Origin of the sequence: Bacillus sp. FSL R9-9497 (assembly GCF_038005805.1) — a bacterium.
Classification (GTDB): domain Bacteria; phylum Bacillota; class Bacilli; order Bacillales; family Bacillaceae_G; genus Bacillus_A; species Bacillus_A cereus.
This window is the reverse complement of record NZ_JBBOTY010000002.1, coordinates 20,010-33,435: the sequence shown is the minus strand read 5'-3', so window position 1 is coordinate 33,435 and position 13,426 is coordinate 20,010. Positions and strand designations below refer to the sequence as shown.

The following is a 13,426-nucleotide window of genomic DNA, read 5'->3' as shown; positions in this document are numbered from 1 at the left end:
CTATTTGTAATTTTTAATTTTAATAAGCGTAAAAACCTTTACCACTCTTTCTACCACATTCACCTGCATCCACCATCTTTTTAAGTAATGGACAACATCTAAACTTTGGATCTTGATATTCCTCATAAAGTACATTCAAAGAATGTAATACTGTATCTAACCCAATTAAATCTGCTGTTTCTAATGGACCCATTGTATGTCCAAAGCATTTTTTAAATATATCGTCTACCTGTTTAGGCGTTGCTACACCATCCATTACAACCCAAGCCGATTCATTCATGAATAAGTGGGAGATACGGTTAGAAACAAACCCAGTCTGATCATTAACCACAATTGCATCTTTATCTAATTGTTTGAGGAAAGATTGAGCTTTTTCGACCGTTTCATCTGAAGTTAAATACCCTCTAATAACTTCTATAGATGGTTTCATATATACCGGATTCATAAAATGCATTCCTATTATTTTATCTGGACGCTTTGTTACTCCTCCTACTTTTGTTATTGAGATACAAGACGTATTGACTCCAAAAATTGTATCCTTTTTACATATCTCATCTAATCTTCTATAGATCGGCTCTTTAATTTGCCAGTTTTCTGGAACATTTTCTACTATATAATCACATTCAGCCACTTCATCAAGATTAGTAGAGCTACTTATTAACGAAAGTACTTCTTCCTTATGCATTCTAGGAAATGCTTTATTAATTAGAGGAGCAAAGCGAACTGTCTCTAATATTTTCTCTTCCGCTATTTCTAACTGCTCTTCTGTAACATCAATTAATACCGTTTCTAGACCATGCAGCACTAAATCTACTGCCATGCCGATCCCCATTGTTCCAGCACCTACAATACCAATTTTCTTGAACATTTATCCATCATCGCTCCCTTAATATATTTATAATTTATATCTAAAAACTTTTACATTGAAGAACTCTTTGCAGGTAACGTTTTTGTTCTCTCTCTTTAATCTGTTTTTCAGTAAGTGCTGTTTTCATCATTTGGATTGCTTCTTCTACATCACTTTTCTCCACTGAATACCCCGAATTAATTTTTTCTTCCAATTGACTTTGGACCTTTTGAAATGGGAGTACTACCTTTTTCTGATAATCACTTAAATCTGTATTATAATTTTTTGTACTTACAACTACAGTTAAACACCCTGATATAACTTCTTCATAATCAGATTCTTGTAATGTAAAAGAATTTTTTGTATTTAGGATATCTTTCTCCCTTTCATAATTACATGTCGATATAGCAGGGTTAATAGCTTGCAGAAGATACTTCAAGACTTCCTTTGGTCCCATTTCAATAGCTTTCATAGACCCTTGATTCATTAGATAATGAATCATGTCCAACCATTTCACAGGCTTTATTAATTGTAAGTAAAGGTTTTCTCTTATATTTTCTACACCTTTATACATTGAACTATCATGATTCGCTATGACAGGTACTAATGGCTGTTTCATATCTATATTTTCTAGTACACTCTTATATTTTTCAGCAGCAGGTTGCATCATAGGAGAATGAAATGGCCCACTTAATTTAAGGGGGATTGCAATTCCCCCATGCTCTACTACCATTTCACAAGCTAACTGAACCGCAGAGTTTGTACCAGAAATTGATGTTTTATTTGGAGTGTCATAAGCCGATATATATACTTCCTGTCCCTTGGTTAACAATTCTGAACAAATACCTTCAACAATTTCTGGAGCAAGATTGTTAACCCATGCCATAGTTCCATCTATAGTCAATGCATAGCTACTCAAAATCGTACTACGTTCTTGTACTAATTTTAAGGTATCTGAAAATGCAATTGCTCCAGAAGCACATAGAGCTGTATATTCTCCCAAAGAATATCCAATCATTGCCTCTGGTTTATTGCCTATTTCCTGTTCAAAAACTCGAAAAGCTGCCATGCTAGTTGTTACTAAAGCAGTCTGTGAATTTTGTAACTTTTCAAGGTCAGCTTTGTATATCTTCTCCATACAAAGGGAAGCCATGTCTATTTTTAGAGTGTCACTTGCTTCTTCAAATATCTCACGTGCTACAGGGAAGTTTTCATAAAGGTACTTACCCATTCCAGAATAATGGGATCCTACGCCAGGAAACATAAATACAATATTCATCTTTTTATCTCCCTTTTTTTCATCTTAAGCTATCTTCAACTCTATCTAATAAAGCTCGTCCCTCTTCAGTTTTTCTTAAATTCACTAAATCAACTACATAGCGAATATCTGATACATCATTCCATCCTAAATCCAGTGCAAGATTCATATGCTTTAACGAAAGATCGATTCTATCAATTAATGAATAACCACATGAAAGTAAAAAGTGATGCCATGCATTTAAATCTCCTATAGTACGAGCTTTTTGTACAAACTCACTAGCTTTATTAAAATCTGAATAGTATCTTAGTTGATGGTATGCGGTAAAAACGAAATTATCTAATTCGTTATAAGGAAACACATAAGCTGTATAGGTTTGAAGATTTGTGAATCCAACTTTTCCCGCTAGTTTAATAGATGGAATACGAAAATCCTCTGTCTTCCAATGTGGTGTTCTTCCTTGTTTTAAACAGTCATCCAAGAATGCTCTTGCAGCCAACCAAGCATACCCTTTACCTCGCTGGAATAAATCATAAGTATTAATTCCAATTTCCACATCAGTATCTGTTGCAAAAACCGATAAGCAACTAGTTACAACTTGTTCATGTACCATTACTACATAACCAAATCCATTTCGGATGAAATCCTGAGTTGACTCCCAAAAATCAACAATATCATCCCGTACCATTGCGAACTTTTTATCTGATAACATGTCGATTGTAATACGTTCCACCGTTACCTCATCAGGCATATTAGGTTTAGATAACTTATTATAAGACTCCGGATCAAAAGTAAATGTTACTCGAGTGTAAGGTTTAGGAATAAACATTTGCAATTGTTCCTCGACAACCTGTTTCCATTTTGATTCGGGTAATAATTCAACCTGAAAAAAGTCATCCCCTATCTGCTGAGCCTCAGGTGCAATTACTTCTTTAATAAAAGTTGGTAGACTTGAAACAAAATTACTTGTAGGATCACCTAATAAATAAAAAATTTCTTGTTCTGCCCATACAAGTGCACATCTAGGGTTATTAGGATTATCCACATAAATATGTCCCTTATTGTAACCATGAGCTATACCATTAAGTATTGGATGGTTCTTATAATCAACGAGAAGTGGAGATATTTGTTTGAATTCATCCTTTTCTTTTACCAATTCATAAATCATATTCTTAAAAGTCCTCCCTTTTGAGAACAAGTGTGAAGTGCATGCTGCGCAATAATTGGCTGAAGTACCTGCGAGGTACCTTCAATAATTTCTAAAACCTTTGCTTCCCTAAATAAACGCTCAACAGGATATTCTCTTGAAAACCCGTTTCCACCAAACACTTGGACAGCGTCTATGGCTACCTTCATAGCCATCTTTGAGGCAAAATATTTTGCAATGGTTGTTTCAATTACAGCATCAGTATGTCTATCCTGACGCTTTTTCCCAGCCTCTTGGCATAACGAACGAGCTGCTTTTATATTTACACTTGCTTCTGCTAAAATTGTTTGAATTGCTTCATATTCACATATATATTTATTTCCTTGTTTTCTTCTTCTTGAATAAGCTACCATTGCTTCTAGTGCTTCTTGAGCAATGGCTACTCCCGCCCAGGCAATACTATATCTACCATGATCAAGAGCTGTGTTAACTACATAACTCCATCCACCCCCAATTGGTCCTAACAAATTTTCAGCTGGTACCTTTACATCTTGCAAATGAATCTCAGCTATATGCGAGGAATTACTTGCTAACAGTTTACTCATTTTATTTGTAGAAACACCCGTCATTGACCGTTCAACAATAAAAGCGCTAACTTTTCCCTCACTAGACGCAAAAACTAAAAAACAATCCGCAATGTCAGCAAAAGAAATCCATTTTTTGTGCCCATTAAGAATAAAATGATCATTAACTTGTTTATAGGAAGTTCCAACCGCTTTTGCATCAGAACCAACCTCTGGCTCAGTTAGGGCAAATGAAAATAATAGGTTCCCCTTTGCCATCTCAGGTAACCATTTTCTCTTTTGCTCTTCAGTCCCCCACCTTTTAATTGACTCCCCTACTAAAGATACATGAACTGTAAGTAATTCACGAACCGAATTACAAGCTTTACCAATGATTTCAGTAAGACGACCATAATCTAAAGAATCAAGAGAAAGCCCACCATATTCTTTTGGTATCCTTGCACCCAATACACCATAACTTGAGATTTCTTGTATCACATCATAGGGAAGCTCTTCATTACTTTCAAACTCACTTGCTCGAGGCCGAAGCTTCTTTTCCGCAAACTCATCAACTACTCCCAGAATCTCTTCTGCATTACTCATACTGTGAAATTCCCATTCTTCTTTTTGTTAATTAGATCAACCATATTATTAATAGTAGAAAAGTTAATAATATCAAGTTCATCATTATCTACTACTATATCAAACTCCGTTTCTATGAAATTTAACATTTGCATAGCAAAGAGCGAATTTACATAACCTTTTTCAAATATGTTGTCATCATTAGCAACAATAGTTTCCTCTGCATTAAAAATAATAAGATTTTTTTTAATGTATTGACGTATTTTTTCATGATTATCCATGTAATTACTCCTTCTGAGACCTGGGAAATCAATTAACCTATATCCCAATTAAAATCAGTCTCTATTTTTATTTTTTCTTTCTCCTGAGTCGCAGATAAAACAAGTTCTTTTTCCTCACTTGTTAACATTTGAATATCTTTTAGACTAACATTAGGATGAGTTGTTATTTCTTCTAATAGAAGGTTAAATCGCCGTCCAAATTCTACTATTGTTGATTTATCAAATAAAGATGTAGCATATTCAAAAGTGAATTCATATATATCTTTATTTTCTTCAGCAATAAGAGTTAAATCAAACTTACTTGTTAGTGTATCTGTGTTTGTTTCCGTGCTAATTTCTAATCCATCCACAACTGTATGTTTTTCATCAGAATTTTGTAATACAAACATGACATCAAATAAAGCACTTCGGCTTAAGTCTCTAGAAAGATCTAATTTTTCCACTAACTGATCAAATGGATACACCTGATGTTCGAAAGCTTCTAACGTATCGTTTTTCACTTTTTTCAAGTGATTAATAAAAGATTGATCTGGATTTATTTGATAACGTAATGCAATTGTATTTACAAACAGCCCCATAAGAGGTAACAGATCAGCATGCGGCCTACCTGCAACTGGTGATCCTATAATGACATCCTTTTGTTCCCCATGCTTGTACAGAAAAATAGTGAAGGTAGCCATAAGTAACATAAAAGGTGTCGTATCAGTTTCTAGTGCTATTTTTTTTATTTTTCGAGTAATTTCCTTGTTTACTTGGAAATTATATTGTTCACCCTCAAAACTCTTTACAGGTGGTCGACCTCGATCATATGGTAATTCAAGAACTGGTATATCCCCTGAGAATAATTCTTCCCAGTATTTCTCATGGATATCAAATTCTTTAGAAGATAATAATTTTTGTTCCCACGCAGCATAATCTTTATATTGCAAACGATTTTCCGGCAATGTTTCCCCTGCATATAGGGCCTTAAAATCATGCATAAAGATACTTAAAGACACGCCATCTGTTATGATGTGATGAAGGTCAATTACAAGTAAATAACTATGATCTTTTAACTCCTTTAGTCCAGCCCGCATTAACGGAACCTTAGAAAGATTAAATGGTTGTAACCATTCTTTATACTCTCCCTTTATCATTTCTAGCTCAAATGTTACCTGTTCTAATACTCTCTGTACTAACTGATCCCCCTGCCACTCAAACTGTGTTCTGAGTATTTCATGGCGTTTAATAAGCTTTTCAAAGACTAATTCTATCCTTTTCCGGTCCACCGTTCCTTTAAGAATAAAACAACTTGGTACATTGTATGTCATCTGTGCCCCATCCATCTCTTGTAATAACATCATTCTTTTTTGAGTCGATGAAACCGGGTATACCTCAGATTCCGGTACTATTTCTATATCTTGCAACCTATTTTCTTTTGAATTTTTAATAAAATGACTTAAAGTGCTTATTGTTGGATACTCAAAAAGATTTGCCAATGATAATTGCACGTTAAATTCTTTCCATATTATAGCGTTGATTACAGTAGCATGAAGGGAATGACCACCAAGTGCGAAAAAATTATCTTCCACACCAATACAAGGATTCCCTATAACTTCTTTCCATATATCAACTAGCTTTCTCTCCATATCATCGAGTGGTTTTACATAATTAGTAGTCTCCATCGATGGAGAAGAATCTATAATTACATTCTTTGTATTACCTTCTATAACAGAAAAAAGAAATGTCATTATTTGTTCAGCTAAATTTTGCTCGTATTTTGCAGCATGGTGAATTTTATCTGAAATGTTTACTATTCCTTCTTTAGTTACTGATTTTGTTAAGTGCATTTTTATCAATGATCCACGAATTACTCCCCAATTGGCAGCTGCTGTCTTCATAGATTCAGCGATAGTTTGGAAGTCCGAGTGATAACGCTCACCAAGAAACGAAAGCATTTTTGAAAACTTCACTCGGCCATCTACAACTTGACCTAAATGTGAGAATAACGGGACATCATTAAAGTCTAAATATCCATCTGTCTCTTTATTTAAATCAAACCTACTTATTAGTTTCGTAGCAAAAAGGTGCATTTGTGAAAAAATATGTTTTTCATCTTTTATATGTTTTATCCAATTTGACAAATCGGTTGTAATCGATTGTATGTCTGTGATTTCATCTTCAGTAACTTTTAAAGTACTTACTTTTTGATAACCCTTATGAAAAAGTTCTGTTGAAAGTTGTGCATTTTTAACCATAAAATATGGATCGGTAATAATTAAACAGTCTTCTTCGGGCTCATATCCTACAATAACAAATGAATGAACAATATGATTTTTTAGATAATTCTCATCCCAAGGAAGCCAGTATGCATTCATGGTTACCACCACAGGAAATCCCGAGTATAATTGTTCTAATATAATTTCAAATCCTTCATCGGATGAATCTGTATCAAATATAGTACTTTTTATACCATGATATTTTTCTAAATCACTTACAAAATAACCAGACTCTGTATATAAACCATCCCCTAGATTTCCATTATCGACAGGAGAAAAACCAAAATCCCATAATCTAGCGTACATTAAATAATGTTTACGCTTAAACCAATTAGCTAACGTAGCAATTACATCATCAATACAATTCTGTTCAGAACTTTTACAAGGCTCTACATCATATAAGATTGAAGAAGTATAATTTCCCATTTACTCACCTCTATATTTTTACCAACAGGAAAAACTATTGTAATTTGGTTATTTCTCTATACTAAGTTGACAGAGATATGTATATCTTCTTTAAAAAGCTATCAATTATTATTAACGCATTTCATATAAAGAATCTTATTTCTCGAATCACTTTTTTATTTTAATCATTCTATAATAGGGAGGAGAATTCCCTAACTCATAGTCACCAGAATAAACACTAACATTCTAGAAAGCTAAGAGGGAAAGCTCCTTTAATCCCACAGTATAGCAAGTGTAAATTTAAACTCTTAAAAGTCGTGTTTACAATATGAAGTAATACTAATTATTTTTCTTTTCTGCTATATAAGCCGCTAGTTGTTTAATATTGCGTTTTGTATATGCGACTAAGTCGTCCGTATTAAGATTCTCGTTTTCTAAAGCAAGATCAAGCTCAATAGCTAGTAGAGAATTTCCTCCTAAGTCAAAGAAATCATCCTCTACACCGACAGCTTCAATCTTCAATATACTTTTCCATATTTCAACCAAACGAGATTCTAACTCATTACTAGGAGACATCATACTCTCCTCCTCATTCTTAGGTAAAGATCTAGGTGAAGGTAAGGAATGTCGATCAACCTTTCCACTTGGTGTTAATGGTATGTTTTCAACTTCAACAAAGAAAGTAGGTATCATATAACTCGGAACTAATTTCGCAAGATGCAATTTCAAATCAGAAATGGATACAGGTGATTTTGCTACGAAATAAGCTACAAGTTTTTTCTGCCCATCTTCATCTTGAATGTCTACTATCACTGCTTCTTTAATTGCATGATGTGAAGATAAAGCATCTAAAATTTCCCCTGGCTCAATTCGATATCCTCTAATTTTTAATTGTTCATCATTTCTACCGAGGAATTCTATATTCCCATCAGGTAACCAGCGTGAAAGATCTCCTGTCCTGTACATTTTCTTCCCTTTTACAAATGGGTCTGGTAAAAACTTTTCTTCAGTTAATCTCATTTGATTTACATATCCTCTTGCAAGTCCTTCTCCCGCAATATACAGCTCTCCTACCGCGCCAATAGGCTGAAGTCTCTGTTTTTGATTAAGTATATAAAGCCTTACATTCGGAATAGGCTTTCCAATAGGAATAGTATTATAGTTTTCACTTTCTTGAAGTGAAAACGTACTTGCGATAACTGTCGCTTCAGTAGGACCATACATATTTTCTATTTGAGTCGATAGTCGATGCTTTTTAAACTTATTAACCACCTTATGTGTCAAAGCTTCACCCGCAAGTAATATATACTTCACTTTATTTAAAACCTGGCAATTTTCATTATTAAGTGTATTTACGAAAGCTCTAAACATAGACGGTACAAAATTTAATAATTTCACATCATATTTATCTATAGTTCTTAAAATTGCTCTTGGGTTTCGATGTTCCCCATTGTCCATTATTACTAATTTACTACCTACTATGGTCCACCCAAACAACTCTAGAACAGATACATCAAATATATAAGGTGTCTTTAGTAAATACGTATCTGATTCATCCATAGGATATAAATGAGACATTGAAAATAAGAAATTCACAATACTACAATGTTCAATCATGACTCCTTTTGGTCTACCTGTAGAACCGGAGGTGTATAAAATATAAGCTAAGTGATTTGGTTTTCCAGTAACCTCCAGGTTGCTTGTATCACCAACGTACAAATTTTCTTGCTTTAAATCAATAATCTCTCCTACAAATGGAATTTCACCTACGTATTTAGATTCTGTAAGTACAAATTGAGGATTACAATCCTCTAAAATATGTTCCATTCGACGCTTTGGATATTCAGGATCAATTGGTACATATGCAGCTCCAGATTTTAGCGCAGCAAATATAGCTATAATCATTTCTACGGATCTTTCCACAACGATACCAATTTTAGTTTCCTGATCTACACCTTTTTGTCTAAGAATACGAGCCAGCTGATTTGCTCGATTATTGATATACGAATAACTGTACGGTATATCATTTGAAATAACTGCGATTTCTTCTGGTTTATTTTCAACCTGATCCTCAAAAAATTGATGAACTAATTTACCCTGAGTAAAATCTAATTTTGTATTATTAAGTTCATTTAACATCCTTGTGGATTCACTTTTACTTAAAACATTAACGTCTTCAATTTTCGCTTCAGGATTAGCTACCATCCACTCTAGCGTATTTATAAAATGCATCATAAACCGCTCTATAGTTTGTGGATAATATAGTCCTGTCGCGTATTCCAATTCTAATCGCAGACCCTCTTCTTCCGGAAATACTTCTATACTCATATCTACCTTTGAAGCTTGATGCTTAATTTCGTATGATTTAAATGTAATATCTTTTATCTTTTCTGATGTTCTTCCGATATTCTGCATCACTAACATGACATCAAATACAGGATTTCGGTTAGTATGATAAGCCATGTCTAACTTATTTACTAACTCATCAAATGGGTATTCTTGATATTGAAATGCTTCTAGCGCATTTTCTTTTACTTCATTTAAGAATTGAATTATCGTCTTTTCCGCTTTAGGATGATTTCTCATAGGTAGGGTATTTACAAACATACCTATGATAGGCTCAAGATCATGATGAATTCTTCCTGCAATTGGAGAGCCTACTATAATATCTTCCTGTTGCGTATACACATGCAATACTATATTTAGTGACGAAAGAAGTACCATATATAAAGTAGCTTCTCTTTCATCCGCAAAGGATTTTAATTTATTAGAAAGTTCAGGTGTTAGATGGAATACTAATCTATCACCTTCAAAAGTTTGATTTAGCCCACGTGGCTTATCGGTTGGGAACATAAGAATTGGTAACTCACCTTTAAACTTATTTACCCAATACTCTTCAATTTCTTTCAGCCCTTCATCATGTAAACGATTGGTTTGCCAATTGGCATAATCTTTGTATTGTATTTTAATAGGCTCTAAGGCTTTGCCTGAATATAAATCTATAAACTCCTTTTCTAACTTCGCTAAAGATACTCCATCTGCTATTATGTGATGAAGATCAAAAAGTAACAGGTATTGATTGAATTCTAATTTCATTAAACCGACGCGCATAAGTGGAGCCCTATCTAACTGAAAAGGACGAACAAATTCCTGTATTAACTCTTCAATTGTTGATCTATCAGATTTATATAAATGTTCAATTCTAATATCTAAACTATCATGAATAAATTGAACTGGTTCACCTTTAATAAATTGGAATGAAGTTCTTAATGATTCATGACGTTCCACTAATTCTTTGACACATTGTTCTGCCTTTATAAAATCAAACTCACCTTCAATTAACATTGCACCTGGTATATTGTAGGCAGTTCCTATTCCAGCAAAGCGGTTTAATATATATAATCTTTTTTGTGAAGAAGAAGCTTGATAAAATTCTCTATTAGGCACGATCTCAATTTGAGAATAATTTTTCTTCCCTTCATATTTCTCTATATACTCCGCTAATAGCATAATTGTAGGCCTTTGAAACATTTCACGTATAGGTACATCTACACCTAAACGTTTATATATGTGTGAAACAACAGAAGTAATTTGTAATGAATTACCTCCTAATTCGAAAAAGTTATCATTCACACCTATTTTCTCTATTCCAAGTACTACTTTCCATATCTCAGAGAGCATTTGTTCAATTTCGTTTCGTGGTTCAATAAATAAAGCTGTGGATTGCTCCCAAATTGGATCTGGAAGAGCTTTCCGATCTATTTTACCGTTTGATGAGATTGGAAACTGCTCAATCGGGATGATGTAAGCAGGAATCATATAAAACGGTAAATACTCTCTAAGGAATTGGCGTACTTCTTCTACTTTAGCTGGAGAATTCATAACAACATATGCACATAAAACCGGAGCATCTTCTCCCTCTTTTTTACGTGTAATTACAATAGCTTCACTAATTTCAGGATAACGTAATAGTTGCTTTTCTATTTCTCCTAATTCAATTCGTAATCCACGAATTTTGACTTGATCATCCATACGGCCTAAATATTCAAGGTTTCCATCTGGTAACCAGCGAGCCAAGTCTCCAGTACGATATACCTTGTCATCTATAATAGAAGAACCTGCTTTGGTGATTTGTATAGGAACAAATCTGTCCATAGTTAACTTAGGTTGATTTAAATACCCTCTTGCTAGCCCTTCTCCTGAAATACACAACTCTCCAGGAATTCCAACGGGTTGTAATTGTTGATTATCACCCATAATATAAACTTTTTGATTGGCTAGAGGTCGTCCTATTGGTAATTGATTCATAAGTTCTAACTTATCGTGCTGAACATGATAACATGTAGAATCTACAGTAGTCTCTGTAGGTCCATAAGCATTTGTTAAATTAGGTTGGCAATTCTTATTAAATAAACCAAGGAATTTCCGCGCTAATTTCGGTGGTAATTCCTCTCCAGCAATAATAAAATGTTTAAATGAATATTCTATTTTTTCATCTATAAAATTAGTTAATAATCGAAGATGCATCGGCGTTCCATCCGCGATATTTATTTGCTTTTCTTGATAAAAATTAATTAGCTTCTGCCCATCAGTTCTTGCTTCCTCTGGTACTATAAATAAACTATTTCCTAATAAAAGCGCACCAAACATGTTTTGTACTGAAGCGTCAAACTCAAAAGGTGAAACTAACCCGATTCGCATAGAGGAACTATATTTATCATATATTTCATTTTTTAACCCGAATATTAAATTTACAACACTACGATTTTCAATCATAATTCCTTTAGGATTACCTGTTGTTCCAGAGGTAAAAATAACATATGCCAAATCGTAAGGTGTACTTACTGAAGGGAAACTAACCAATTCTGTTTCAAGTAGTTCATTAAAACTTACCATACTACAATCCTGGATTTCCCTTGTAAAATCTTCACTAATAACTTCTGGTTTTACTATACAAAGTGGAGATTTACATTCTTTTAGCATTGCCTCTATCCGTTTATACGGCAAATATATGTTAATAGGTAAATAAGCAGCCCCACTTTTTAAAATACCTAGCAATGCAATTACTGCATCAATTGATCGATCCATCATAAGGCCAACAATGTGTCCTTTTCCAATTCCTTTTTTATGTAGAGAACTGGCAACCAGATCTACCTTTTCTTTTAATTGAGCGTATGTTATTTCTCTTTTGTCATCAGAAACAGCAAGTTTATTTGTATTATGCATGACTTGTTCTTCAAATAACTGTATCACCGTTAAATGATGCGGGTAATCTAACTCAGTTTGATTAAATGTGATTAACTCTCTTATATCATTATCACTAACCCAATCTAAATCTATATGCGGCGTATTCGGTTGTAGTAAAGCTTGCTCTAACAATTCTATAAAATGATGACCAAATCGCGTAACAGTAGATGTTTTGTATAGTTGCTCATTAAAATATATATCACCTTCTATACACCCATTTACTTGACGGAAAGAGAATATAATCTCAGCATTGCTCTCACTTAAATAATTTAAATCTTGAATTTCCTCTAGCAAAATTGCAGTACGGAATGGATAATTACGCCCCTCTGGAAGGTAGTTACTCAAAACCGGTTGTAAACTTTCCAATGGGAAATTTTGATGTTCTAAAGCATTAACCATTACTGTACTAACATGCTGGAGAATTTGTCTAAATGTCATATGTTCCTCAAGACCATGTCTTAAAACTAACAAAGTATTAATAAGGTTTGTATCACTGTCTTGTTTTAAAACAGGTGTACCAATGCATATATCTTGCAATCTAGTATATTTATTTAACAGCAAAGTAAGTCCAGCAGTAAGAATCATGTGCAATTGAAGATCTGATCCATTTGCTAACTTTAAAATCTTCTCAGACAATTCCTCTTTTAGTTTTATGCTAACATTTGATAAATTCACCTGTTTGTTTGATGTCCGGTAATCATAAGGGAAATGGCAGTCAGCCAGTTCCCCTGATAAGTTTTCTAACCAAAATTCTCTTTCCTTTATTCGTTCATTTGCGGCAATTACTTTATCTTTATTCGCTATTCGTTCAACCATAGTTACTCACTCCTGACAATAA

7 protein-coding genes are annotated in these 13,426 nt (G+C 33.7%); all 7 read right to left on the bottom strand.

Annotated elements, in window-relative coordinates:
* Nucleotides 1-19: 19 nt before the first annotated feature.
* Nucleotides 20-868 carry a 3-hydroxyacyl-CoA dehydrogenase family protein gene (locus MKY21_RS27810; RefSeq protein ID WP_000473347.1) on the bottom strand — a complete coding sequence of 283 codons (849 nt, stop codon included), beginning with the start codon at nucleotides 866-868 and terminating at the stop codon, nucleotides 20-22.
* A gap of 40 nt (nucleotides 869-908) precedes the next feature.
* Entirely contained in the window at nucleotides 909-2,126 is a 1,218-nt protein-coding gene (locus MKY21_RS27805; protein ID WP_061884892.1) for an ACP S-malonyltransferase, read from the bottom strand.
* A gap of 19 nt (nucleotides 2,127-2,145) precedes the next feature.
* Complete coding sequence (locus MKY21_RS27800; protein WP_000638851.1) at nucleotides 2,146-3,273, bottom strand: GNAT family N-acetyltransferase; 1,128 nt, start codon at nucleotides 3,271-3,273, stop codon at nucleotides 2,146-2,148.
* On the bottom strand, nucleotides 3,270-4,418 hold the full coding sequence (locus tag MKY21_RS27795; protein ID WP_341078037.1) for an acyl-CoA dehydrogenase family protein: 1,149 nt from the start codon (nucleotides 4,416-4,418) through the stop codon (nucleotides 3,270-3,272). The genes MKY21_RS27800 and MKY21_RS27795 overlap by 4 nt, the downstream gene beginning before the upstream one ends.
* Complete coding sequence (locus tag MKY21_RS27790) at nucleotides 4,415-4,678, bottom strand: acyl carrier protein (RefSeq protein ID WP_000368639.1); 264 nt, start codon at nucleotides 4,676-4,678, stop codon at nucleotides 4,415-4,417. The genes MKY21_RS27795 and MKY21_RS27790 overlap by 4 nt, the downstream gene beginning before the upstream one ends.
* A 32-nt stretch (nucleotides 4,679-4,710) precedes the next feature.
* Nucleotides 4,711-7,362: a condensation domain-containing protein gene (locus MKY21_RS27785; protein WP_172852019.1), complete on the bottom strand. Its 2,652-nt coding sequence runs from the start codon at nucleotides 7,360-7,362 to the stop codon at nucleotides 4,711-4,713.
* 318 nt (nucleotides 7,363-7,680) lie between these two features.
* The gene (locus tag MKY21_RS27780; protein WP_341078031.1) at nucleotides 7,681-13,404 is read right to left on the bottom strand and encodes an amino acid adenylation domain-containing protein; all 5,724 of its coding nucleotides are present in this window, start codon (nucleotides 13,402-13,404) and stop codon (nucleotides 7,681-7,683) included.
* Nucleotides 13,405-13,426 lie beyond the last annotated feature (22 nt).